Source organism: Pseudomonas entomophila (assembly GCF_029478665.1).
GTDB classification, from domain to species: Bacteria; Pseudomonadota; Gammaproteobacteria; order Pseudomonadales; family Pseudomonadaceae; genus Aquipseudomonas; species Aquipseudomonas entomophila_F.
In genome coordinates, this window is the sequence record NZ_JARPQB010000051.1 from 1 (window position 1) to 25,276 (window position 25,276).

21 protein-coding genes are annotated in these 25,276 nt (G+C 64.0%); 2 read left to right on the forward strand and 19 right to left on the reverse strand.

Features of this window, described 5'->3' with window-relative positions; translation table 11 throughout:
- Positions 1 to 178 precede the first annotated feature (178 nt).
- The 16 genes from nuoN to P5705_RS21770 form a co-directional block, all read right to left on the reverse strand.
- Positions 179 to 1,648 carry an NADH-quinone oxidoreductase subunit NuoN gene (gene nuoN / locus P5705_RS21695; protein ID WP_277462921.1) on the reverse strand — a complete coding sequence of 490 codons (1,470 nt, stop codon included), beginning with the start codon at positions 1,646 to 1,648 and terminating at the stop codon, positions 179 to 181.
- A 7-nt stretch (positions 1,649 to 1,655) separates the two neighbouring features.
- Positions 1,656 to 3,188: an NADH-quinone oxidoreductase subunit M gene (nuoM, locus tag P5705_RS21700; RefSeq protein ID WP_011534623.1), complete on the reverse strand. Its 1,533-nt coding sequence runs from the start codon at positions 3,186 to 3,188 to the stop codon at positions 1,656 to 1,658.
- 40 nt (positions 3,189 to 3,228) lie between these two features.
- Entirely contained in the window at positions 3,229 to 5,082 is a 1,854-nt protein-coding gene (nuoL, locus tag P5705_RS21705) for an NADH-quinone oxidoreductase subunit L (RefSeq protein ID WP_277462922.1), read from the reverse strand.
- A complete protein-coding gene (gene nuoK, locus P5705_RS21710) occupies positions 5,079 to 5,387 on the reverse strand; it encodes an NADH-quinone oxidoreductase subunit NuoK (protein WP_008096201.1) in 309 nt (102 codons plus the stop codon). Before nuoK ends, nuoL begins: the two co-directional genes overlap by 4 nt.
- A gap of 3 nt (positions 5,388 to 5,390) precedes the next feature.
- A complete protein-coding gene (nuoJ, locus tag P5705_RS21715; protein WP_011534621.1) occupies positions 5,391 to 5,891 on the reverse strand; it encodes an NADH-quinone oxidoreductase subunit J in 501 nt (166 codons plus the stop codon).
- A gap of 10 nt (positions 5,892 to 5,901) precedes the next feature.
- Positions 5,902 to 6,450 carry an NADH-quinone oxidoreductase subunit NuoI gene (gene nuoI, locus P5705_RS21720; RefSeq protein WP_003251442.1) on the reverse strand — a complete coding sequence of 183 codons (549 nt, stop codon included), beginning with the start codon at positions 6,448 to 6,450 and terminating at the stop codon, positions 5,902 to 5,904.
- A gap of 11 nt (positions 6,451 to 6,461) precedes the next feature.
- Positions 6,462 to 7,469, reverse strand: coding sequence for an NADH-quinone oxidoreductase subunit NuoH (gene nuoH / locus P5705_RS21725; protein ID WP_011534619.1), 1,008 nt, complete (start codon positions 7,467 to 7,469; stop codon positions 6,462 to 6,464).
- Complete coding sequence (nuoG, locus tag P5705_RS21730) at positions 7,466 to 10,180, reverse strand: NADH-quinone oxidoreductase subunit NuoG (protein WP_277462923.1); 2,715 nt, start codon at positions 10,178 to 10,180, stop codon at positions 7,466 to 7,468. Before nuoG ends, nuoH begins: the two co-directional genes overlap by 4 nt.
- 133 nt (positions 10,181 to 10,313) lie before the next feature.
- Complete coding sequence (nuoF, locus tag P5705_RS21735) at positions 10,314 to 11,678, reverse strand: NADH-quinone oxidoreductase subunit NuoF (protein WP_277462924.1); 1,365 nt, start codon at positions 11,676 to 11,678, stop codon at positions 10,314 to 10,316.
- The gene (gene nuoE / locus P5705_RS21740; RefSeq protein WP_011534616.1) at positions 11,675 to 12,172 is read right to left on the reverse strand and encodes an NADH-quinone oxidoreductase subunit NuoE; all 498 of its coding nucleotides are present in this window, start codon (positions 12,170 to 12,172) and stop codon (positions 11,675 to 11,677) included. Before nuoE ends, nuoF begins: the two co-directional genes overlap by 4 nt.
- A gap of 2 nt (positions 12,173 to 12,174) precedes the next feature.
- The gene (nuoC, locus tag P5705_RS21745) at positions 12,175 to 13,956 is read right to left on the reverse strand and encodes an NADH-quinone oxidoreductase subunit C/D (protein ID WP_277462925.1); all 1,782 of its coding nucleotides are present in this window, start codon (positions 13,954 to 13,956) and stop codon (positions 12,175 to 12,177) included.
- A 79-nt stretch (positions 13,957 to 14,035) separates the two neighbouring features.
- Entirely contained in the window at positions 14,036 to 14,713 is a 678-nt protein-coding gene (locus tag P5705_RS21750; RefSeq protein WP_008096180.1) for a NuoB/complex I 20 kDa subunit family protein, read from the reverse strand.
- 9 nt (positions 14,714 to 14,722) lie between these two features.
- On the reverse strand, positions 14,723 to 15,136 hold the full coding sequence (locus P5705_RS21755; protein ID WP_011534614.1) for an NADH-quinone oxidoreductase subunit A: 414 nt from the start codon (positions 15,134 to 15,136) through the stop codon (positions 14,723 to 14,725).
- Between the two features lie 380 nt (positions 15,137 to 15,516).
- Positions 15,517 to 16,179: a lysoplasmalogenase gene (locus P5705_RS21760; RefSeq protein ID WP_277462927.1), complete on the reverse strand. Its 663-nt coding sequence runs from the start codon at positions 16,177 to 16,179 to the stop codon at positions 15,517 to 15,519.
- Positions 16,180 to 16,441: 262 nt separating this feature from the next.
- A complete protein-coding gene (gene aceA / locus P5705_RS21765) occupies positions 16,442 to 17,767 on the reverse strand; it encodes an isocitrate lyase (RefSeq protein ID WP_050706488.1) in 1,326 nt (441 codons plus the stop codon).
- 496 nt (positions 17,768 to 18,263) lie between these two features.
- Positions 18,264 to 19,028: a secretin N-terminal domain-containing protein gene (locus tag P5705_RS21770; protein ID WP_277462929.1), complete on the reverse strand. Its 765-nt coding sequence runs from the start codon at positions 19,026 to 19,028 to the stop codon at positions 18,264 to 18,266.
- 309 nt (positions 19,029 to 19,337) lie between these two features.
- On the opposite strand from P5705_RS21770, the gene P5705_RS21775 reads away from it, so the two are divergent.
- Positions 19,338 to 20,780 carry a SulP family inorganic anion transporter gene (locus P5705_RS21775; protein WP_277462930.1) on the forward strand — a complete coding sequence of 481 codons (1,443 nt, stop codon included), beginning with the start codon at positions 19,338 to 19,340 and terminating at the stop codon, positions 20,778 to 20,780.
- A gap of 90 nt (positions 20,781 to 20,870) precedes the next feature.
- Here P5705_RS21775 and fusA read toward each other — a convergent pair whose 3' ends face one another.
- Together fusA and P5705_RS21785 are read right to left on the reverse strand one after the other, a co-directional pair.
- Entirely contained in the window at positions 20,871 to 22,982 is a 2,112-nt protein-coding gene (fusA, locus tag P5705_RS21780; RefSeq protein WP_277462931.1) for an elongation factor G, read from the reverse strand.
- Between the two features lie 68 nt (positions 22,983 to 23,050).
- The gene (locus P5705_RS21785; protein WP_277462933.1) at positions 23,051 to 23,479 is read right to left on the reverse strand and encodes a hypothetical protein; all 429 of its coding nucleotides are present in this window, start codon (positions 23,477 to 23,479) and stop codon (positions 23,051 to 23,053) included.
- 206 nt (positions 23,480 to 23,685) lie between these two features.
- Between P5705_RS21785 and P5705_RS21790 the strand changes: the two genes are divergently transcribed.
- Positions 23,686 to 23,988 carry a hypothetical protein gene (locus P5705_RS21790; RefSeq protein ID WP_240066466.1) on the forward strand — a complete coding sequence of 101 codons (303 nt, stop codon included), beginning with the start codon at positions 23,686 to 23,688 and terminating at the stop codon, positions 23,986 to 23,988.
- Between the two features lie 2 nt (positions 23,989 to 23,990).
- Here the strand turns inward: P5705_RS21790 and P5705_RS21795 are convergent, their stop codons facing one another.
- Complete coding sequence (locus tag P5705_RS21795; RefSeq protein ID WP_277462934.1) at positions 23,991 to 25,235, reverse strand: 2-aminoadipate transaminase; 1,245 nt, start codon at positions 25,233 to 25,235, stop codon at positions 23,991 to 23,993.
- Positions 25,236 to 25,276: the final 41 nt, after the last annotated feature.

Sequence of the window (25,276 nt, forward strand, 5' to 3'; positions counted from 1 at the left end):
GGGGCGCATGGGGACGGGGTTCCAGATCGAGTGCGGGAGTCTGACGCTGCAAAGGGCAGACGAAGCACAGTGGACGATCTGTAATCGGTTCGCCGGCAAGCCGGCTCCTACGAGGGCAGGCGAACCGCATAAAAAAACACCCCGCCGAGGCGGGGTGTCTTGTGACGCTAACAGCCGATCAACCGATCAGTTGCAGGCCCGCCTGCTGCACCATCTCCAGCAGCGGCTGCGGGTATACACCCAGCACGAAGGCGAGAATGGCGATCGCCAGCAGCATCACGCCGCCGGTGCGCTGTTCCCACTTCAGCGGGGCGTCGTGGCGACGCAGGTTCGGTTCGACCAGGTACAGGGTGACCATGACGCGCAGGTAGTAGTACACGCCGATGGCGCTACCCAGCACCAGGGCGCCGACCAGCCACCACAGCTGCGACTCGACGCCGGTGGCGATGATGTAGAACTTGCCGATGAAGCCCGCGGTCAGCGGGATACCAGCCAGCGACAGCATCATCACGGTGAGCACCGCGGTCAGGTACGGACGGCGCCAGAACAGGCCGCGGTACTCGTACAGGGCGTCGGCGTCACGGCCGGCGTACGGCGAGGACATCAGGGTGATCACACCGAACGCGCCCAGGCTGGTGATCACGTAGGTGACCAGGTACACGCCCATGGCTTCCATGGCCAGGCCCTTGCTGGCGACCAGGGCGATGACCAGGTAGCCGAAGTGGGCGATGGACGAGTAACCCAGCAGACGCTTGAGGTTGCTCTGGGTCAGTGCCAGCAGGTTGCCGATCAGGATCGAGGCGACCGCGATCACCGCCAGCACGGTGCTCAGCACGCCGCTGCTGGCGGCTGGGGAGAGCATGAACAGGCGCACGACCACGGCGAATACCGCGACCTTGCTGGCGGTGGCCAGGAACGCGGCGACCGGCGCCGGGGCGCCTTCGTACACGTCCGGAGTCCACAGGTGGAAGGGTACCAGCGACAGCTTGAAGGCCAGACCTACCAGCATCATGCCCAGGCCCAACTGCGCCAGCAGGCTCGGCATGCTGGTGGCGGCCAGGGCCTTGCCCAGCTGGTCGAAGGTCAGGCTGCCGGCATCGGCGTACAGCAGCGCCATGCCGAACAGCAGGAAGGCGGAACCGGCGGCCGACAGCACCATGTACTTGATGCCGGCTTCCAGCGAGCGCTTGTTGAAGAAGGCGTATGCCACCAGGCCGTAGACCGGCACCGACAGCAGCTCCAGGCCGATGAACAGGCCGGCCAGGTGGTTGGCGCTGACCAGCACCAGGCCACCCAGCGCCGACATCAGCAGCAGCAGGTACAGCTCTTCACGGTTGCCCGGGAAGCCCTTGGAGCCTTCGCCGAGGTAGGCGTGGGCGAGGGTGACGCAGGCCAGTGTCGCCACCAGGATGATCGCCATGTACAGGCAGGCGAACTTGTCGATGGTCACCAGCGTGGTGACCGCCAGCGGCGCGACTTTAAGGGCCGGCAGGATCGACAGCAGGGCCAGGTTCAGGCCCACGGTGGACAGCAGGAAGGTCTGCGAGTGGTTGCGCTTCCAGGCGATCGCCAGCATCACCACCACCGTGGTGATGGTGGTGATCAGCATCGGCGCCAATGCGATGAAGTGTTGAGTGGTGAATTCCATAGCGCTCTTACCGGGCCGAAGCGAGTTGAGTGAAAGCGGAACCGAGCCACTGCTGCACACCGCTCATGGTGGCGGCAGAGGTGTCCAGGAACGGCTGCGGATACACGCCCAGCAGGATCAGCAGGCCCGCCAGGCCCAGCACCATGATCAGCTCGCGACCGTCCATGCCGGCCAGCACGGTGTCGGCCTTGGCCGGGCCGAAGTAGGCGCGGTGGATCATGATCAGCGAGTAGACCGAACCGAACACCAGGCCGGTGGTGGCGATCACGGTGATCCACGGTACGTGGGCGAAGCTGCCGATCAGGATCAGGAACTCGCCGACGAAGTTGCCGGTACCCGGCAAACCGAGCGACGCGGCGGCGAAGAACAGGCTGATCGCAGGCAGGTAGGCGATGCGGTGCCACAGGCCACCCATTTCGCGCATGTCACGGGTGTGCAGGCGCTCGTACAGCTGGCCGGCCAGGATGAACAGCGCGGCGGCCGACAGGCCGTGGGCCAGCATCTGGATGACCGCGCCCTGCAGGGCCTGCTGGCTGCCGGAGTAGATACCGATCAGCACGAAGCCCATGTGCGAGACGCTGGAGAACGCCACCAGGCGCTTGATGTCGGTTTGCGCGAAGGCCAGGAAGGCACCGTAGAAGATACCGATCAGGCCCAGGGTCATGGCGATCGGCGCGAACTCGGCCGAAGCGTTCGGGAACAGCGGCAGGGCGAAGCGCAGCAGGCCGTAGGCCGCGGTCTTCAGCAAGATACCGGCGAGGTCGACGGAACCTGCGGTCGGTGCCTGGGCGTGGGCGTCAGGCAGCCAGGAGTGGAACGGCACCACCGGCAGCTTCACCGCGAAGGCGATGAAGAAGCCCAGCATCAGCACGTACTCGACGCCGGCCGGCAGCTCGGCCTTGAGCAGGTCGCTGTAGTTGAAGGTGAGCACGCCGGTGGTGTTGTAGTTGACCAGCACCAGGCCGAGGATCGCCACCAGCATGATCAGGCCGCTGGCCTGGGTGAAGATGAAGAACTTGGTCGCCGCGTAGATCCGGGTCTTCTTGCCGTCCGTCGAGCTATGGCCCCAGAGCGCGATGAGGAAGTACATCGGCACCAGCATCATTTCCCAGAAGAAGAAGAACAGGAACAGGTCCAGGGCCAGGAACACGCCGACCACACCGCCGAGGATCCACATCAGGTTGAGGTGGAAGAAGCCGACGTGGCGCTGGATCTCTTTCCACGAACACAGCACCGACAGCACACCGAGCAGGCCGGTGAGCAGGATCATCAGCAGCGACAGGCCGTCGAGGGCCAGGTGGATGCTGATGCCGAAGCGCTTGATCCACTCGACTTTGTACTCGAGGGCCCAGGCGGGCTCCGCGCCAGGGGCGGGAGCCAGGGTGTAGTTGCCGTTCGCCCACAGCCACAGGCCGATGCCAAGCAGCAGGGACATGGTCAGCAGCGCGATCCAGCGCGGCAGGGTGGAGCCGAAGCGCTCACCCAGCCAGCACAGGAAGCCGCCGATGAAGGGGATCAGGATCAGCCAAGGCAAAATCATGACGGGTTGGTTTCCTTTGGCAAAGTCGCAAGATTCATAGTCATACCGCGGCCACTACCACGGCACCGAGCACCAGCACGGCGCCCACGGCGATCGAGGCGGTGTACCAGCGCAGCTGGCCGGTCTCGGTCTTGCTCATGGCGACGTGGCCGCCACGGGCCATCCGAGGGATGAGGCCGATGCTGCGGTCAACCGGGTCCTTGCGCAGGAGGTGGCTGATCAGCAGGTAAGGTTTGACGAAGAGCTTGTCGTAGATCCAGTCGAAGCCCCAGGCGGCGAACCACCAGGCCGACAGGACGCGACCGATACCGCTGTTGGCGACCGCGGTGACGAAGCGGCGCTTGCCCAGGAACAGCATGGCCGACAGCAGGATACCGGCGATGGCGATGGCGCCCGAGGCGATCTCCAGCGAGTGCTTGGCTTCGCCACCGGCGTGGCCGGCGCTTTCAGGCAGCACGCCTGCCAGCGGCGGGTGGATCCAGGCACCAACGAAGGTCGACAGCACGATCAGCACGCCCAGCGGCAGCCAGTGGCTGATGCCGTGGCCGGCGTGGGCTTCGGTCTTGGCTTCACCATGGAAGGCGATGAAGATCAGGCGGAAGGTGTACAGCGAGGTCATGAACGCACCGACCAGGCCGGCGTACAGCAGGCCGCTGTTGCCGCTGGCGAAGGCTTCCCAAAGAATTTCGTCCTTGGAGTAGAAGCCCACGGTCAGGATCGGCAGGGCGGCCAGGGCGGCGCCGCCGACCACGAAGCTGGCGTAGGCCAGCGGCAGTTTCTTCCACAGGCCGCCCATCTTGAAGATGTTCTGCTCGTGGTGGCAGGCGACGATCACCGCACCGGAGGCAAGGAACAGCAGGGCCTTGAAGAAGGCGTGGGTCATCAGGTGGAAGATCGCCGCGTCCCAGGCGCCAACACCCAGCGCGAGGAACATGTAGCCGATCTGGCTCATGGTCGAGTAGGCGAGGATACGCTTGATATCGGTCTGTACCAGGGCGGCGAAGCCGGCCAGGACCAGGGTGACACCGCCGACCACGCCGACCAGGTGCAGGATGTCCGGCGCCAGCAGGAACAGGCCGTTGGTACGGGCGATCAGGTACACGCCCGCGGTCACCATGGTTGCCGCGTGGATCAGCGCCGACACCGGGGTCGGGCCCGCCATCGCGTCGGCCAGCCAGGTCTGCAGCGGCAGCTGCGCCGACTTGCCGACCGCGCCACCCAGCAGCATCAGGGTCGCCAGGACCATCCAGGTATCACCAGCCTGGAACTTCTGCGGTGCCAGCACCAACAGTTCCTGCACGTTCAGCGTGCCCAGCTGGGCGAACAGGATGAACAGGCCGATGGCCATGAACACGTCGCCGATACGGGTGACGATGAAGGCCTTGAGTGCCGCGTTACCGTTGTTGCGGTTGCTGTAGTAGAAACCGATCAACAGGTACGAGCACAGGCCCACGCCTTCCCAGCCGAAGTAGATGAACAGCAGGTTGTCGCCCAGCACCAGGAACAGCATGCTGGCGATGAACAGGTTGGTGTACGAGAAGAAGCGCGAGTAGCCGGCTTCGCCACGCATGTACCAGGAGGCGAACAGGTGGATCAGGAAGCCGACGCCGGTGACCACGCCCAGCATGGTGACCGACAGGCCATCCACGTACAGGGTGAAGTTCGGCGCGAAGCCGTCCACCGACATCCACTGCCACAGCAGCTGGCTGTACGCGCCGCCTTCAGGCGGGGCGACATTGAACTGCCAGATCACGTAGGCGGCAGTGGCCGCCGACAGACCGACCGAGCCGACGCCGACCAGCGCCGACAGGTTCTCGGACCAGCGGCCGCGCGAGAATGACAGCAGCAGGAAGCCGATCAGGGGGAATACGAACGTCAGGAAGATAAGGTTCATCCGCGCATCTCACTGGCAGCATCGATGTCGAGAGTGTGGAAGCGGCGATACAGTTGCAGCAGGATCGCCAGGCCAATGCTGGCCTCGGCGGCTGCCAGGCTGATCACCAGAATGAACATCACCTGGCCGTCGGGCTGGACCCAACGGGCGCCGGCGACGATGAACGCCAGGGCGGAGGCGTTCATCATGACTTCCAGGCTCATGAGCACGAAGAGGATGTTGCGGCGGACCATCAGCCCGACCAGACCTAAGCAGAACAGGATGCCGGCGACCGCCAGACCATGTTCGAGAGGGATAGCACCCATGATTTACTCCTTCGCCTCGTTGCGGCCCAGGTGGAAGGCGGTGACGGCCGCGGCGAGCAGCAGCATCGACGCCAGTTCGACCACCAGCAGGTACGGGCCGAACAGGCTGATGCCCACGGCCTTGGCGTCCACGGTGGTACCGCTGATGGCCGCGCCACTCGGGGTGACGAACAGCACGTACAGCAGCTCCAGCAGCAGCAGGGCGGCGAGAATCACCGGCCCTGCCCAGATGCCCGGCTTGAGCCAGCCACGCTCCTGGGCGACCGAGGCCGGCCCGAGGTTGAGCATCATCACCACGAAGACGAACAGCACCATGATGGCGCCGGCGTAGGCGATCACTTCCAGGGCGCCGGCGAACGGCGCACCAAGGGAGAAGAAGATCATCGCCACGGAGATCAGCGAAATGATCAGGTAGAGCAGGGCGTGCACGGGGTTGGTGCCGGTCACCACGCGCAGCGTGGAGACAACGGCAACGCCGGATGCGAAGTAGAAAGCGAATTCCATCTTTCTGTCCTTATGGGAGCAAGCTCTTCACGTTGATCGGCTCGGCTTCGTTCTGCGCGGAGCCCTTCGGCTTGCCAGCGATCGCCATACCCGCAACACGGTAGAAGTTGTAGTCAGGGTTCTTGCCGGGGCCGGAGATCAGCAGATCTTCTTTCTCGTACACCAGGTCCTGACGCTTGAACTCGGCCATTTCGAAATCCGGAGTGAGCTGGATCGCGGTGGTCGGGCAGGCCTCTTCGCACAGGCCGCAGAAGATGCAGCGCGAGAAGTTGATGCGGAAGAACTCGGGGTACCAACGGCCGTCTTCTGTCTCAGCCTTCTGCAGCGAGATGCAGCCGACCGGGCAGGCCACCGCGCAGAGGTTGCACGCCACGCAGCGCTCCTCGCCGTCGGGGTCGCGGGTGAGGACGATGCGGCCGCGGTAGCGCGGCGGCAGGTACACGGGTTCTTCGGGGTACTGCAGGGTGTCGCGCTTGCGGAACCCGTGGGAGAACACCATGGCCAGGCTGCGCAGCTGGGTGCCGGTGCCCTTAACGATGTCGCCGATATATTTGAACATGGGTCAAATCCTCACTGGGCCGCGACGGCTGGCGTGTTGTAGAGCACAACCGCAGCGGTCACCAGCAAATTGATCAGGGTCAGCGGCAGGCAGAACTTCCAGCTGAAGTCCATCACCTGGTCATAGCGCGGGCGCGGGATCGAGGCGCGCAGCAGGATGAACAGCATGATGAAGAACGCGGTCTTCAGGGCGAACCACAGGAACGGCACTTGCGGCAGGATGCCGAACGGACCGTGCCAGCCACCGAAGAACAGGGTTACCAGCAGCGCCGAGATCAGGATGATGCCGATGTACTCACCGACGAAGAACATGCCCCATTTCATGCCGGCATATTCGATGTGGTAGCCGTCGGCCAGTTCCTGTTCCGCTTCCGGCTGGTCGAACGGGTGACGGTGGGTCACGGCGACGCCAGCGATGAAGAAGGTGCAGAAACCGAAGAACTGCGGAATGATGAACCACAGGTTGTTGGCCTGGTATTCAACGATGTCGCGCATGTTGAACGAGCCCACCTGCACCACCACGCCCATCAGCGCCAGACCGAGGAACACTTCGTACGACACGGTCTGTGCCGAAGCCCGCAGGCTGCCCAGCAGGGCGTACTTGTTGTTCGACGACCAGCCGGCGAACAGCACCGCGTAGACCGACAGGCCGGCCATGGCGAAGAAGAACAGCAGGCCGATGTTCAGGTCGGCGACGCCCCACAGCGGAGTGATCGGGATGACCACGAAGGCGATCAGCAGGGCACTCATGGCCACGACCGGCGCCAGGGTGAAGATCATGCGATCGACGAAGGGCGGGTTCCAGTCTTCCTTGAAGAACATCTTCAGCATGTCGGCGGCAATCTGGAACATGCCGAACGGGCCGACACGGTTCGGACCGTAGCGGTCCTGCCACCAGCCCAGCAGGCGACGTTCGACGAAGCTGAGCAGCGCGCCGCAGACCACCACGGCCAGCAGGACCACGATGGCCCGCACGACGGTGAGGATCACATCGATCACTTCGGGGGTGAACCAGCTCATTGTGCTGCCTCCTGCAGACCTTCGACGGATGCACCGAAGATGGCGGGCGGAATGCCGGCCAGGCCTTTGGGCAGCGCAACCAGGCCAGCGCCCAGTTCTTCATTGATACGCAGCGGCAGGCGCAGCGAAACGCCGGCGACGGTCAGGCTCAGCAGCGCGCCGTCGTTGACGCCCAGGCGGTCGGCTTCGGACTTGGCCAGGCCGACGTAGGCGGCTGGGATGCGCTCTTGCACCGGGGCGGCGCGCGAGGAGCTCTCTTCGCTGCCGAACAGGTGGAAGAACGGTACCGCGGTCCAGGTGCCACGGGCCGGGTTGAAGGCGCCCGGGATGGCGGTGAACCAGTTGAGCTTGTCGCCCTGCGACTCGATCAGGCGCACGCCCGGGTCACCGGCGCGCAGGTGGCCACCGACTTCGTCCTGGAACTTGTTCCAGGCTTGCGGCGAGTTCCAGCCCGGCGACCAGGCGAACGGCACTTGCTGGCGCGGTTCGGCGGAGCCCGAGTAACCTTCCATGGAGAAGGCGAACGCGGTGTCCTTGTCCTGTGGCGTGCGCGGCTCGTGCACGCTGATGTTGGCGCGCATGGCAGTACGGCCGGAGTAGCGCAGCGGCTCGCGGGCCAGCTTCATGCCCTTGATGCGGAACGCGGCGGAAGGTGCTGCGTTGACGATGCCGGCCAGTTGCGGGGCGGCTTCGGCGCAGGCGCTGGTGACATGGTCCAGCTGGGTCCAGTCCACCGGCTTGTTGAGCAGGGTGGCACGCAGGGCGTGCATCCAGCGCCAGCCTTCGTGGATCTGGATGCTGCTGTCCAGGTACTGCGGGTCGAACACCTGGAAGAAGCGCTGGGCACGGCCTTCCTGGCTGACCAGGGTACCGTCGCCTTCGGCGAACGAGGCGGCTGGCAGCACCAGGTGGGCGCGGTCGCTGGTGGCGGTCTTGGAGTGGTCGGCGACGATGATCACCTTGGCGGCGGCCAGGGCAGCGTCGACCTTTTGTGCCGGCACGCGGGCGTACAGGTCGTTTTCCAGCACCACGATGGCGTCGGCCTTGCCGCTGATCACGGCGTCCAGCGCCGCGTCGACGGACTCACCGCCCATCATCGCCATGCCCAGGCTGTTGGCTTCCGGGACGACCAGGCTCAGCGAACCGTTTTTCTCGCGCAGCTTGAGGGCCTTGGCGATGTTGGCGGCGGCTTCGATCAGCGCAGGGTCGGCCAGCGAAGTACCGGCGACGACCAGCGGGCGCTGGGCAGCGACCAGGGCGTCGGCGATGCGCTGGGCCAGGGCCTTGGCTTCAGCGTCCAAACCTTCGACGGCAGGGGCGCTCGGGTCAATGGCGTGGGCCACGGCGAAACCGATACGGGCAAGGTCCGCAGGCGCGGCGTGCACACACTCTTCGGCAACGTCATCGAGCTTGGTTTCAGCCAGCGAAGCGATGAACAGCGGGTACAGCGCGTGCTGGCCGATGTTCTTCACCGCAGCGTCGAGCCAAGGCTGTACGCGCATGGCGTCAGCCATGGCCTCGGCCTTGCCCTTGGTGGCCTGGCGCACGGCCAGGGCAACGCGGGCGGCGGTTTGCGTGAGGTCTTCACCGAGCACGAACACGGCGTCGTGGTCTTCGATGTCGCGCAGGGTCGGTACTGGCAGCGGGCTGTTGTTCAGCACGTTCAGCGCCAGGCGCACGCGGGCCAGCTCGCCTGCTTCCATGCCGGAGTAGAAGTACTCGGCGCCGACCAGCTCACGCAGGCCGTAGTTGCTCTCGAGGCTGGCGCGCGGCGAGCCGATGCCGACGATGGTGCGGCCACGCAGCAGGTCGGCGGCCTTGTCCAGGGCAGCGTCCAGCGACAGCTTGGTGCCATCGGCCAGCAGCGGCTGGCGTGGACGGTCCTTGCGGTTGACGTAGCCGTAGCCGAAGCGGCCGCGGTCGCACAGGAAGTACTGGTTCACCGAGCCGTTGAAGCGGTTCTCGATACGGCGCAGTTCGCCGTAGCGCTCGCCGGGGCTGATGTTGCAGCCGCTGGAGCAGCCATGGCAGATGCTCGGGGCGAACTGCATGTCCCACTTGCGGTTGTAGCGCTCGGAGTGGGTCTTGTCGGTGAACACACCGGTCGGGCAGACCTCGGTGAGGTTGCCGGAGAACTCGCTTTCCAGCACGCCGTCTTCAACGCGACCGAAGTACACGTTGTCGTGGGCGCCGTAGACGCCCAGGTCGGTGCCGCCGGCGTAGTCCTTGTAGTAGCGCACGCAGCGGTAGCAGGCGATGCAGCGGTTCATCTCGTGGGCGATGAACGGGCCGAGGTCCTGGTTCTGGTGGGTACGCTTGGTGAAACGGTAGCGGCGCTCGTTGTGGCCGGTCATTACCGTCATGTCCTGCAGGTGGCAGTGACCGCCTTCCTCGCACACCGGGCAGTCGTGCGGGTGGTTGGTCATCAGCCACTCGACGACGCTGGCGCGGAACGCCTTCGATTCTTCATCGTCGATGGAGATCCAGGTGCCGTCGGAGGCGGGGGTCATGCAGGACATGACGATACGACCACGGGTGTCGTTCTCGTCGGTGTACTGCTTGACCGCGCACTGCCGGCAGGCGCCGACGCTACCGAGCGCCGGGTGCCAGCAGAAATAGGGGATGTCGAGGCCGAGCGACAGACACGCCTGTAACAGGTTGTCCGCACCGTTGACTTCGAGCGCTTTGCCGTCTACGTGGATAGTGGCCATTGTTCAAAGTTCTTCGTTGGCCCGCGTGGGCGGGCGTGGCTAATGGAAATCGGTGAGCCTGCGGCCAGCCACGAATCGTTCGGGCCGGCCGGCAGGCTGGCGGATGGCACGGACCATCCGCTGTTTCATCTTGTTATGCGCCGACCACGATCGGCTTCGCCAGGTTCGGGCGCAGGGTGTCGGTAGCGCTTGCTGGCGCGACACCGGCCTCGAATTCCGAGCGGAAATACTTGATGGCACTGCCCAATGGCTCGACGGCACCCGGTGCGTGAGCACAGAAGGTACGGCCTGGGCCGAGGAAGTTGACCAGACCCAGCAGGGTCTCGATGTCTTCGGCGCGGCCCTGGCCGTTCTCCAGGGCGCGCAGCATCTTCACGCTCCATGGCAGACCGTCACGGCACGGGGTGCACCAGCCGCAGGATTCACGGGCGAAGAACTCTTCCATGTTGCGCAGCAGCGAAACCATGTTGACGCTGTCGTCGACCGCCATGGCCAGGCCGGTACCCATACGGGTGCCAACCTTGGCGATGCCGCCGGCGTACATCTGCGCATCGAGGTGCTCGGGCAGCAGGAAACCAGTACCGGCGCCGCCAGGCTGCCAGCACTTGAGCTTGAAACCGTCGCGCATGCCACCGGCGTAGTCTTCGAACAGCTCACGGGCGGTGACGCCGAACGGCAGTTCCCATAGGCCGGGGTTCTTCACCTTGCCGGAGAAGCCCATCAGCTTGGTGCCGTGGTCCTCGCTGCCTTCACGGGCCAGCGACTTGTACCAGTCGTTGCCGTTGGCGACGATGGCCGGGACGTTGCACAGGGTTTCGACGTTGTTCACGCAAGTCGGCTTGCCCCATACGCCGACGGCGGCAGGGAAGGGCGGCTTGGAGCGCGGGTTGGCGCGGCGGCCTTCCAGCGAGTTGATCAGTGCGGTTTCTTCACCGCAGATGTAGCGCCCGGCACCGGTGTGCACGAACAGCTCGAAGTCGAAACCGGAGCCGAGGATGTTCTTGCCCAGCAGCCCGGCGGCCTTGGCTTCGTCGATGGCGCGGTTGAGATTCTTCGCCGCGGTGGTGTATTCGCCACGCAGGAAGATGTAGCCACGGTAGGCTTTCAGCGCACGGGCACTGATCAGCATGCCCTCGACCAGCAGATGGGGCTGTTGCTCCATCAGCATGCGGTCCTTCCAGGTGTTGGGTTCCATTTCATCCGCGTTGCACAGCAGGTAGCGGATATTCATGGATTCGTCTTTGGGCATCAGGCCCCACTTCACGCCAGTGGGGAAGCCTGCGCCGCCACGGCCCTTGAGGCCGGAGTCCTTGACGCTCTGCACGATGTCGTCGGCGGACATCTCGGCCAATGCCTTGCGGGCAGCGGCGTAGCCGTTCTTCGACTCGTATTCGGCCAGCCAGACCGGCTCGCCGTCGTCGCGCAGGCGCCAGGTCAGTGGGTGGGTTTCGGCCGAACGCGCGATGCGGTTGGCCGGGCCGAAGGAAGTGATGGTCATACGTAACCCTCCAGCAGTTTGGTAACGCCGGCAGGTTGCACGTCGCCAAAGGTGTCGTCGTCGATCATCAGCGCCGGGGCCTTGTCGCAGTTGCCCAGGCAGCACACCGGCAGCAGGGTGAAGCGCCCGTCGGCTGTGGTCTGGCCGAGTCCGATGCCCAGTTCGCTCTGGATCTGGCTGACCACCGACTCATGGCCGCCGATGTAGCAGACCATGCTGTCGCACACGCGGATGATGTGGCGGCCGACCGGCTGGCGGAAGATCTGGCTGTAGAAGGTGGCCACGCCCTCGACGTCGCTGGCGGGGATGCCCAGCACTTCGCCAATGGCATAGATGGCGCCGTCCGGCACCCAGCCGCGCTCTTTCTGGACGATCTTCAGGGCTTCGATGGACGCCGCGCGCGGGTCCTCGTAGTGGTGCATCTCGTGCTCGATGGCCGAGCGCTCGGTTTCGCTCAGGGCGAAACGGTCGGTTTGGATAAGCGTGCTGTTCATGCTTAGCGGTCCACGTCAGCCATAACGAAGTCGATACTGCCCAGGTACGCGATCAAGTCCGCGACCATGCTGCCCTTGATCACCGAAGGGATCTGCTGCAGGTGCGGGTAGCTCGGGGTGCGGATCCGGGTGCGGTAGCTCATGGTGCCGCCGTCGCTCGTCAGGTAGTAACTGTTGATGCCCTTGGTCGCCTCGATCATCTGGAACGACTCGTTGGCCGGCATGACCGGGCCCCACGAGACTTGCAGGAAGTGGGTGATCAAGGTTTCGATGTGCTGCAGGGTGCGCTCTTTCGGTGGCGGCGTGGTCAGCGGGTGATCCGCCTTGTACGGGCCTTCCGGCATGTTGCGCAGGCACTGGTCGATGATGCGGATACTCTGGCGCATCTCCTCGACGCGGACCATGCAGCGATCGTAGGCATCGCCGTTGTGGGCCAGCGGTACTTCGAACTCGAAGTTCTCGTAGCCGGAGTAGGGGCGGGCTTTACGCAGGTCGAAGTTGCAGCCGGTGGCACGCAGGCCGGCACCGGTGGTACCCCATTCCAGGGCTTCCTTGGTGTTGTACGCGGCGACGCCGATGGTACGGCCCTTGAGGATGCTGTTCTGCAGGGCGGCCTTGGTGTATTCGTCGAGGCGCTTGGGCAGCCATTCGACGAAGTCCTTGACCAGCTTGTCCCAGCCGCGCGGCAGGTCGTGGGCGACGCCACCGATGCGGTACCAGGCCGGGTGCAGGCGGAAACCGGTGATCGCCTCGATCACGGTGTAGGCGCGCTGGCGGTCGGTGAAGGTGAAGAACACCGGGGTCATGGCACCGACGTCCTGGATGTAGGTGCCCAGGAACAGCAGGTGGCTGGTGATGCGGAAGAACTCGGCGAGCATGATGCGAATCACGTCGACTTTTTGCGGTACCTGGATGCCGGCCAGCTTCTCGACCGCGAGCACGTACGGCAGGTTGTTCATCACCCCGCCGAGGTAGTCGATACGGTCGGTGTAGGGGATGAAGCTGTGCCAGGACTGGCGCTCGGCCATCTTTTCGGCGCCACGGTGGTGGTAGCCGATGTCCGGGACGCAGTCGACGATCTCTTCACCGTCCAGTTGCAGGACGATACGGAAGGCACCGTGGGCCGAAGGGTGGTTCGGGCCGAGGTTGAGGAACATGTAGTCCTCGTTCGTGCCCTGACGCTTCATGCCCCAGGCTTCCGGGTTGAAACGCGCCGACTCTTCTTCAAGCTGTTGCTTGGCCAATGTCAGGCTGTAGGGGTCGAACTCGGTGGCGCGGGCCGGGTAGTCCTTGCGCAGCGGGTGACCTTCCCAGGTGGGCGGCATCATGATGCGGCTGAGGTGCGGGTGGCCGGCGAAGTCGATGCCGAACATGTCCCAGACTTCACGCTCGTACCAGTTGGCGTTCGGCCAGATACCGGTCACGGTCGGCAGGTTGAGGTCGCCTTCGCTCAGCGACACCTTGATCATCACGTCGCTGTTACGTTCCACCGACAACAGGTGGTAGAACACGCTGAAGTCGGCAGCCGGCAGGCCGCGGCGCTGGGTGCGCAGGCGTTCGTCGACGCCGTGCAGGTCGTACAGCATGCTGTAGGGCTTGGCGACACAGCGCAGGAAGCTGAGCACTTCTTTGAGCTGGGCGCGCTTGACCCACAGCACGGGCATGCCGGTGCGGGTTTCCTGGGCGACGAAAGCGTCGGCGCCGAATCGGTTGTGCAGTTCGACGACCACATCCTGGTCGTCAGCCTTGTAAGGCGGAATATAAATAGCGTTGTCCGCTGTCATGGTCTCGGTCGCTTTGGGTCAACGTTAAGAATGAAGCCAGGCCGCCGGCTCCTTCGGGAGCGGGCGGCAGGTCGCTGGATCAGACTTCGTCGGGGCTGCGCAGGTTGGTTACCGCGATACGCTGTTCGCGACGCAGGTCTTTCTGGGCGGGCATCTCGGCACGGTAGATGCCTTGATCACCGACAACCCATGAGAGCGGGCGTCGCTCCTGGCCGATCGATTCCTGCAGCAGCATCAGGCCTTGCAGGAAGGCTTCTGGGCGCGGCGGGCAGCCAGGCACGTACACGTCCACGGGGAGGAACTTGTCGACCCCCTGAACGACCGAGTAGATGTCGTACATGCCGCCGGAGTTGGCGCACGAACCCATGGAGATAACCCACTTCGGCTCGAGCATCTGCTCGTACAGGCGCTGGATGATCGGCGCCATTTTGACGAAGCAGGTACCGGCGATGACCATGAAGTCGGCCTGGCGCGGCGAGGCCCGGATGACTTCGGCGCCGAAGCGAGCGATGTCGTGGGGTGCCGTGAAGGCCGTGGTCATTTCCACGTAGCAGCAGGACAGGCCGAAGTTGTACGGCCATAGGGAGTTCTTGCGACCCCAGTTGACCGCGCCACGCAGCACATCTTCGAGTTTCCCCATGTAGATGTTCTTGTGGACCTGGTCCTCTAGCAGCTGATCGGTGACGGTTTCCCGCTCACCGACCGGATACTGCTCGTTGGGTGCGTCCGGATCGATTCTGGTGAGATTGTATTGCATGCCAAAGCCTCATTGTTTCAGCTTCGCTTGCCGCTTGCGGCGACCTTCGGGAGCCCAATCGAGCGCCCCGACGCGCCATAGGTAGACAAGACCAGCCAACAGAATTGCTATGAAAACGAGTGCTTCGACGAATCCGGTCCAGCCGCTTTCGCGGACGGACACAGACCATGCATACAGGAAGAGGGCTTCGATATCGAAGATCACGAACAGCATCGCGACCAGATAGAATTTGGCGGACAGGCGCAGGCGGGCGCTGCCGACGGGCAGCATGCCGGATTCGAAAGGTTCGTTCTTGGCGCGACCCCAGGCCTTGCTACCGAGCAGGCTGGACAGGCCGAGCATGAAGGCACACAGGCCGACGACACCCAGGAGGAAGATGGCAAAGCCCCAGTTGTGGGCGATGAGTCCTGCCGAATCGGACATGCTAGAAATCCTTATACAGAGACCCAGCTCTGCAGTCTGAAATAAGTAGAGCGGCGACGTGGTGTCGCAGACGCAGTGACCAAATGTCGCAGCTGAATCAATCGCGCTGATTTTATGGGTAAACCCAGAGCAAGTAAAATTTCCGTTGCAAATTTATTCGTAGGTTTAAGAACAAAAATCTTCCGTAACTGGCTGAAACCCTTGATTTTCGGGCATTGCGCGCGGTTTTGTTAATTATGTTTCTTGCCTCGCGTAACGACCGCTTAGTTTAGGAATGATAATTAATATCATTTGGATTGAGCTGTAATGTTTTAGCGTTTCTGCACCTTGTAAAGTTCCTCGGGCAATCTGCCCACTTGCAAATGCGAAAAACTCTCGTTCTAACAGCTTCCAAGGCGGTTCGCACCGCTCTGGGTCAATACTTGTGCAGTTGAGTGGCGGATGACCGAGGCGGCGATCAGCCACTGACCGAACCAGTAGAAGAGGATGATCAGGTACTCGGCGGCAGCGAACGGGCTGACGAAGCGGTGGATGCCGATCAGGCTGTCGGAGAACACGAACGCGCAGGCACCCAGCGCGGCCAGGCCACCGCAGGCGAGCGCGCGCCAGAGCATGGCGCCGATGGCCAGGGCGTAGAACGCCACCGGTATGAGCAGTGGGCCCAGGCCGTGGCTGGCGAGCAGGCTGAACAGCGAGCCGCCGACCACCAGGGCGAAGGCCAGGGCCGGGTAGTTTGGGCGCAGCGTGAGGGTGCAGTAGCCGCGCAGGTAGGCCAGGTGCGCGCAGAGAAACGCGGCCAGGCCGAACACGAACAGGTCGCGCGGGATGGCCAGCAAGATGTCACCCAGCACCGAGAAGATCAGGCCAAGCACGATCCAACGGCGATAGGGTGTGGCGGGCTTGGTGCTCAGCCAGGCAATCAGGGCTAGCACTGGGATGGCTTTGACCAGCAGGCCGAGCAGGGCGTTGTCGCTCGCCAGTGCATATAGATAGCAGGCGGTGGCTGCGACGGCGATGGTGAGCAGGTGGCCGGGGCGGGGCATGGGCAGTCCTTGCTATGGGGTAGCCACAAGCTTAGACCTGATCCTGGGTTTTGCTGGTAATGCGATCCCTGTAGGAGCGGCCTTGTGCCGCGAAAGGGCCGCAAGGCGGCCCCGGCGATCTTCGCATCAACGGTGAAATGGGGCCGCTTCGCGCCCCTTTCGCGGCACAAGGCCGCTCCTACAGGGGACGGCGCTTGGCCTGAAAATATAGAAGGCCCGAGATCCTAGCGAACCCCGGGCCTTGCTTAACAGCTCACTGCACTCAGTGGAACTGCTCTTCCTCGGTCGAACCGGTCAGGGCGGTTACCGACGATGCGCCACCCTGGATCACGGTGGTCATGTCGTCGAAGTAACCAGTACCCACTTCCTGCTGGTGCGCCACGAAGGTGTAGCCTTTGCTCGCGTCGGCGAATTCCTGCTCCTGCAGCTTCACGTAGGCGGTCATGTCGTTGCGGGCGTAGTCGTGCGCCAGGTTGAACATGCCGTGCCACATGTTGTGGATGCCGGCCAGGGTGATGAACTGGTGCTTGTAGCCCATGGCCGACAGTTCGCGCTGGAACTTGGCGATGGTGGCGTCGTCCAGGTTCTTCTTCCAGTTGAACGATGGCGAGCAGTTGTACGACAGGATCTGGTCCGGGTATTCCTTCTTGATCGCTTCGGCGAAGCGACGGGCCTCTTCCAGGTCCGGCTTGGCGGTTTCGCACCAGATCAGGTCGGCGTACGGGGCATAGGCCAGGCCGCGGGCGATGGCCTGGTCGAGGCCGGCGCGCACCTTGTAGAAGCCTTCACGGGTACGCTCGCCGATCACGAACGGCTGGTCGTATGGGTCGCAGTCGCTGGTCAGCAGGTCGGCGGCGTTGGCATCGGTACGGGCCAGGATGATGGTCGGCACGCCCGAAACGTCAGCTGCCAGGCGCGCGGCCACCAGCTTCTGTACGGCTTCTTGCGTTGGAACCAGTACCTTGCCGCCCATGTGGCCGCATTTCTTCACCGAGGCCAGCTGGTCTTCGAAGTGCACGCCGGCGGCGCCCGCTTCGATCATGTTCTTCATCAGCTCGTAGGCGTTCAGCACGCCGCCAAAACCGGCTTCGGCGTCAGCCACGATCGGGGCGAAGTAGTCGATGTAGCCATCGTCGCCCGGGTTCTTGCCGGCTTTCCACTGGATCTGGTCGGCGCGGCGGAAGGCGTTGTTGATGCGCTTGACCACGGTCGGTACCGAGTCGACCGGGTACAGCGACTGGTCGGGGTACATCGACTCGGCCGAATTGTTGTCGGCGGCAACCTGCCAGCCGGACAGATAGATGGCCTGGATGCCGGCTTTTACCTGCTGCACTGCCTGGCCGCCGGTCAGGGCGCCCATGCAGTTGACGAAATCTTTTTCTGGGCGGAAGGACGGGTGGGCACCTTCGGTGACCAGCTTCCACAGTTTTTCTGCGCCTTGGCGAGCAAAGGTGTGCTCTGGCTGCAGCGAGCCACGCAGGCGAACGACATCAGCGGCGGTGTAGGTACGGGTCACGCCTTTCCAGCGCGGGTTTTCGGCCCAGTCTTTCTCGAGGGCTGCAATTTGCTGTTCGCGTGTCAGTGCCATGGAAATAAACCTCGTCGCATCGATCTTGAGTGTAATTGTGCTGATGCTCGGATACGCGGGTCAGAGGGCCTGGCGGCTGTCCTGTCCGGGGGAGTGCGGCGGCGAACGGAGGAGGTGCGAAGGGGAAGGGTGTGCAGACCAGGCGAAGGTGTGCCCAGCAGGTCGGCTCGTGGTTGCCTTGCTGCGGTGCGACGCGATTGCCAGAACTGCGGTGATGCGCTTCCGTCCCTCGGGACAACTTCTTCGTTGCAGTCGCAATCCCGTCGAACCGCCTTATGGGCCGTATGGACACGAAGCGCCTCCGCGGGTGGTGGGGAGGGCGCTCCGAAGACCCTTGCCAGGGCCTCTGATTAGCGGGAGCGAGGCCATCATGCCTTTGCCAAAAAGAGCCTGTCAAATGTTTTGTAGTGCTTTTTTCTGCTTACTACATCTTTGGTCTAATGCGACTCTGCGGTCAGTTTCAAGGCCTTTGGTCGAGGCCTTGAATTGCCTGGATTCAGTCGAGAAGGTCGACTTTGACACGCAAAGTCATGTTTTCACCGCGCTGGGTGCTGTAGGTACGGCTTGACGCACTGATGTCGGCCTGGCTCTGCTGGTTGTATCCGGCCAGGGTGATCCACTCGCCGAGCTTGCCGGTGACGGTCGTGTCGGTGCTTTGCACCTTCACTACATCGGGGCGCTCCTGGCTCATGCGGTCGTTGTTGGTGCTGATCTGCAGGCGTACGGTGTCGCCGCTCAGGCGTGGCGTGACATAGAAACCCTGGGTGACGTTGCGGTACTCGGTGTTGCTCTGCAGGCGCCCGTAGCCGTCGGTGGCGGTGCTGGTGATCGGGACGCTCTGGCCGACCTGGATCAGCGCTGGCTGCCCTTCGCTGGCCTGCACCTGCTGCAGACCGCCTTCGCGGTTGGTGGTGCCGTACTGGATGACCCGGGCGTTGCCATGGTTGTCCTGGAAGTTGCTGTCGTTGTTGTCGACGCTGATCAGCAGGCGCTTGGGCGCGGTATCGAGCTGCTGCAGCAGGCTGCGCAGGTCGTCGATGCGCTCGGGAGGTGCGTTGACGATCAGCTTGTCCTCGAAGGTGCTGACGGTGCCGTCCTTGCCCAGGAAGGACTGGGCGGCGGGCAGCAGTTCGGCGCTGCCGCGGTGTTGCAGGGGGATGACCTCGGTGGCGGCCTGGGCGGTGAGGCTGGCGGCCAGCAGCAGGGAGGCGATGAGGGGGCGTAGCGGCATGTCCATGATCTCCGCGGGTGGAATGAACATGATGGCAAATTTGTCGGCATCTTGCCGGGCCTGGATCACAGGCATGTGAAAGGGTGGGGGTGGTGACTGGCTGCTGCGAGGCAAATTCCGTAACATCGGCCCTCGAATTTCAGTCTCGCCCGCCCATTGATTTGGCACGACCCCTGTAGGTGCGGCTTTGGCCGCGATCAGCCGCGAAGCGGGTGCCGGGCACCGCGTTGCCTGCATCGCGGCTAAAGCCGCTCCTACAGAGGCCCCCAGCGCAGCCCGGAGGGCGGGCAATCTCCCACAAAGAAAGTGTTTTGCCTTCGCTTCCTGATCAGGACCCCCATGAAACCTGCTCGTCTACGTGCCGACCTGCTCGCCGGCCTTACCACCTCCTTCGCCCTGGTGCCCGAGTGCATCGCCTTCGCCCTGGTGGCCCACCTCAACCCGCTGATGGGCCTGTACGGCGCCTTCATCATCTGCACCCTGACCGCGCTGTTCGGCGGCCGCCCGGGCATGATCTCCGGCGCCGCCGGCTCCATGGCCGTGGTCATCGTCGCCCTGGTGGTGCAGCACGGTGCCCAGTACCTGTTGGCCACGGTGCTGCTCGGCGGGGTGGTGATGATCCTGTTCGGCGCGCTGCGCCTGGGCAAGCTGGTGCGGCTGGTGCCGTACCCGGTAATGCTCGGCTTCGTCAACGGCCTGGCCATCGTCATCGCCCTGGCGCAGCTGGAGCACTTCAAGGAGGGCGAGCGCTGGCTCAGCGGCACGCCGCTGTACCTGATGATCGGCCTGGTGGCCTTGACCATGCTGGTGGTCTACGTGCTGCCGAAGCTGACCCGCGCCGTGCCGCCCGCGCTGGTGGCGATCCTCGGTGTCGGCCTGTTGGTCTACCTGCTCGGCCTGCCGACGCGCACCCTGGGTGACATGGCGCATATCGCCGGGGGGCTGCCGCAACTGGCCCTGCCGGAGGTGCCCTGGAGCCTCGAGACGCTGAAGATCATCGCCCCCTATGCATTCCTGATGGCCATGGTCGGTCTGCTGGAAACCCTGCTGACCCTCAACCTCACCGACGAGATCACCGAGAGCCGCGGCTACCCGGACCGCGAATGCGTGGCACTGGGCGCGGCCAACATGGTCTCGGGCCTGTGCGGTGGCATGGGTGGTTGCGCGATGATCGGCCAGACCGTGATCAACCTCAGCTCCGACGGGCGTGGGCGGCTTTCTGGCGTGGTAGCCGGGGTGATGATCCTGCTGTTCGTGCTGTTCCTGTCGCCGCTGATCGAGCGCATCCCGCTGGCGGCGCTGGTGGGCGTGATGTTCGTGGTCGCCCAGCAGACCTTCGCCTGGGCCTCCTTGCGGGTGCTGAACAAGGTGCCGGTGAGCGATGTGCTGGCGATCGTCGCGGTGACCGTGGTCACGGTGCTCACCGACCTGGCCATGGCGGTCATGTTCGGTATCGTCATCGCCGCGATCAATTTCGCCTGGCAGCATGCGCGGGAGCTGTATGCCGACAGTCATGACGATGGCGAAGGCGGCAAGCGTTACCAGGTGCATGGCACACTGTTCTTTGCCTCGACCACGCCGTTCCTGAATCAGTTCGACCCGGCCAACGATCCGGCCAAGGTCACCCTGGATTGCCAGCATCTGAGCTTTGTCGATTACTCGGCGATTGCGGCGTTGCAGACCTTGCGCGAGCGCTATGCCAAGGCGGGCAAGCAGCTGCGGGTGGTGCACTTGTCGGAGCGCTGCAAGAAGCTGCTCAAGCGGGCTGGCGAGCAGCACTGACCATTGTGCCGACTTCATCGCGGCTGAAGCCGCTCCTACAGAGGTCGCGTACCCCCTGTAGGAGCGGCTTCAGCCGCGATGAGGCAAGCGCTATTCCCCGCGGTTCTTCTTGACGATGGCATCGGCAATGCTCGCCGGTGCCTCGGCATAGCGAGTGAACTCCATCGTGTAGCTGGCCCGGCCCTGGGTCATCGAGCGCATCGAGGTGGCGTAACCGAACATCTCGCCCAGCGGTACCTCGGCGCGGATCACCTTGCCGGCCGGCGTCTCGTCGCCATCCTGGATCATCCCCCGGCGCCGGCTCAGGTCGCCCATGATGTCGCCCTGGTACTCCTCGGGTGTCACCACCTCGACTTTCATCACCGGTTCCAGCAGCACCGCGCCGCCCTTCTGCGACAGTTGCTTGGTGGCCATCGAGGCGGCGATCTTGTAGGCCATCTCGTTGGAGTCGACGTCGTGGTACGAGCCGTCGTACACCGCCGCTTTCAGGTTGATCAGCGGGTAGCCGGCGAGCACGCCGTTCTTCATCTGTTCCTCGATGCCTTTCTGGATGGCCGGGATGTACTCCCGGGGAACCACGCCGCCGACGATCTCGTTGATGAACTCCAGCCCTTCCTTGCCTTCATCGCCCGGGGCGAAACGGATCCAGCAATGGCCGTACTGGCCGCGACCGCCCGACTGGCGAACGAAGCGCCCCTCGATCTCGCAGGTGTTGCGGATCTTCTCGCGGTAGGCCACCTGCGGTTTGCCGATGTTGGCCTCGACGTTGAATTCGCGGCGCATGCGGTCGACGATGATGTCCAGGTGCAGCTCGCCCATGCCCGAAATGATGGTCTGGCCGGTCTCTTCATCGGTCTTGACCCGGAACGACGGGTCTTCCTGGGCCAGCTTGCTCAAGGCGATGCCCATCTTCTCCTGGTCGCCCTTGGTCTTGGGCTCCACGGCCACCGAGATCACCGGGTCGGGGAAGTCCATGCGTTCGAGGATGATCGGCTTGTCGATGTCGCACAGGGTGTCGCCGGTGGTGACGTCCTTCATGCCGATCAGCGCGGCGATATCGCCGGCGCACACGTCCTTGATTTCGGCGCGCTGGTTGGCGTGCATCTGCACCATGCGGCCGATGCGTTCCTTCTTGCCCTTGACCGAATTGAGCACGGCGTTGCCGGAGCTGAGCACGCCGGAATACACCCGGGCAAAGGTCAGGGTGCCGACAAACGGGTCGGTGGCGATCTTGAAGGCCAAGGCCGAGAACGGTTCCTTGTCGTCGGCGTGGCGCTCCAGGTGCTTGTCTTCGTGGTCCGGGTCGGTGCCCTTGATCGCCGGGATTTCGGAGGGGGCGGGGAGGTAGTCGATCACCGCGTCGAGCATCAGCGGCACGCCTTTGTTCTTGAATGAAGAGCCTAGGATGGTCGGCACGATTTCATTGGCGATGGTGCGCTGGCGCAGGGCTGCCTTGATTTCATCGATGGTCAGCTCCTCGCCGTCGAGGAATTTCATGGTCAGTTCGTCGTTGGCTTCGGCCGCCGCTTCGATCATGTGCGCGCGCCATTCATCGGCCAGTGCCTTGAGTTCGGCCGGAATCTCTTCTTCGCGATAGCTGGTGCCCTGGTCGGCGTCGTTCCAGTAGATGGCTTTCATCTTCACCAGGTCGATCTGCCCGGCGAAGTTCTCCTCGGCACCGATGGCCAGCTGGATCGGCACGGGGTGGTGCCCCAGGCGCTTGTCGATCTGCTTGACCACGCGCAGGAAGTCCGCGCCCTGGCGGTCCATCTTGTTGATGTAGGCCAGGCGCGGCACATGGTACTTGTTGGCCTGGCGCCACACTGTCTCAGATTGCGGTTCGACGCCGTCGGCGCCGCTGAACACCACCACCGCGCCATCGAGCACGCGCAGCGAGCGTTCCACCTCGATGGTGAAGTCGACGTGGCCGGGGGTGTCGATGATGTTGAAGCGGTACTTGTCGGCGAACTGTTTGGTCGAGCCCTGCCAGAACGCGGTGGTGGCTGCCGATGTAATGGTGATGCCGCGCTCCTGCTCCTGGGCCATCCAGTCCATGGTCGCGGCACCGTCGTGCACCTCGCCCATCTTGTGGTTGACCCCGGTGTAGAACAGGATCCGCTCGGTGGTGGTGGTCTTGCCGGCATCCACGTGGGCAACGATACCGATGTTGCGGTACAGCTCGATGGGGGTCGTGCGGGCCATGGTCGGGTCACCTGTGGGTGAGGATTCTCCCAAGGTAGCAGAGCGGGAGAATCCTGCCGGGGCGACCGTCAGTCGGCGAGCACCTGCAATTGCCATTGGCCGTCGGCCTCGCGCGCCAGGCCGCTGGCCGGCAACAGGGCGAGCAGGCGCTCGTGCAGGGCGGCTTCGGTGAAGGCCTTCAGGGTGGTCATGTCCAGCGCGCCGACGGTGATCAGCTCGGCCTTGGTGTAGGACAGCCAGGCCTTCTTCAGGGCCATCAGCACGTCGCTGCCAGCGGTATTGGCGAAGCGGCGGTGCAGGGTGCGGCCTTCCAGTTCGAAGCTGTGGCGGTGTGTGTAGGTGCTTTCATCGCCGTTACCCTCGACGCAGCGGTGGCAGCGGCAGGGGCCGTCGCCGAAGGCATTGCGCAGGTAACTGTTGAAGTCCACGACGGGCTTGAGGGTCAGGCGTTTGTCGACCTCGAACAGGTCGGCGATCAGGGGTTGTTCGGCGCTCACTCGGTATCCTCGCGTGGTGTGGCGTGCATCGGCGGGCACCCTAACAGATCGGGGCGGGGGAGGCCATGTGCATCGGCGGCGCCTATGGGCAATGCGCCAATCGGTAGGAGCCTGCTTGCCGGCGAACAGGTCGGTGCAGACAACGAGGTGTTGCTGCCGTACCCTAGGCGCCGTTCTGCCATCCACTCCACCCGAGGTAACCCCGCTTGAGCACCAAGTACCCGTACATCGCCACCGTGACCGTCAGCGCCGAAGACCGTGGGGGCGATACCGAGGCTTCGGAAAACACCGACATGCGTGTCGGCCTCGAGGCGGTGACCGAAGTCCTGAAGAAGGTGCATTTCGTCGGTACGCTCGCGGCACCGGAAAAAGGCGCCACGCACATCTGTGTCACGCTGGAGAACGGCCTGACCTACTACGGCCTGATCGTCAACGGCCACGCCGAACTCGAAGGCGGCTGGATTGCCTTCGAATGCGACATGCCCACCCCTGAAGAGCTGGGCTTGTAACCCTACTTCAGCTCGGCCAGGCACTGCTCGAGGATATCCAGCCCCTCTTCGAGCACCTCGCCCTCGATGGTCAGGGGGGCCAACAGGCGGATGATGTGCCGTGCCTTGCCGCTGGGCATCAGTAGCAGGCCTCTGTCCCGGGCGGCCTCCAGCACCTTGGCCAGTAATGCGGGCGCCGGGCTGCCGTCGGCATTGACGAACTCGATGCCGCGCATGGCGCCCACGCCTGTCAGGCGGCCGATAAACGGATAAGCCGTCTTCCAGCGCTGCGCGCGGTGGACGATGGCCTGCTCCTGGCGCTCGCCCCAGGTGGCGATGTGCTCATCCGTCATCTGCGCAAGGCTGGCCAGGGCCGCCGCGCAGGCGATCGGGTTGCCGGAATAGGTGCCACCCAGGCCGCCCTTGGGCAACGCGTCCACGATTGCCCGACGACCAACCACCGCACCCAGGGGCATACCCCCGGCAATGCTCTTGGCGAGCAACAACAGGTCCGGCTCTACCCCCAACCGCGAGAATGCGAAGCGCTGCCCGGTACGCCCGAAACCGGACTGGATCTCATCGATGATGACCAGGATCCCGTGCTCGTCGCAGAAGCGCCGCAATGCCTGGGCAAAGGTCGGCTCCAGAGCGAGAAAGCCGCCTTCGCCTTGCACCGGTTCGAAGATGAAGGCTGCCACGTCCTCCACCGCCAGCTCGACGCTGAACAGCCGGTCCATGGCCTGCAACGCCTGTTCGCAGGTGACCCCGGTGTCGGGACTGGGGTAGGGCAGGTGGTAGACCGGGCCAGGCAGTTCACCGACCCGTTGCTTGTAGGGCGCGACCTTGCCGTTGAGGTTGAGGGTGGCCAGGGTACGGCCGTGGAAGCCGCCGTCGAAGGCGATGATGGCGCGTTTGCCGGTGGCCGCGCGGGCCATCTTCAGGGCGTTTTCCGCCGCTTCCGCACCGCTGTTGGTGAGCATGCCCGCCACGGGATAGCTGACCGGGACGAACTCGCCCAGGCGTGCCATCAGTTCGAGGTAAGGGCCATGGGGGGCGGCATTGAAGGCGTAGTGGGTCAGGCGCGTGGCCTGGGCCTGTATCGCCTCGACCACCGCCGGGTTGCAGTGGCCCAGGTTGAGCACGCCGATGCCGCCGACGAAGTCGATGTAGCGCTTGCCAGCGGTGTCCCAGACTTCAGCGTTGCGGCCATGGGAAAGTGTGATCGGGTGAACGATGGCGATGGAGTGGCTGATACTTTCCTGGTTCATGTGCACGCGGCCTGTTGTTCGAATAAGTCATTATCGAAACG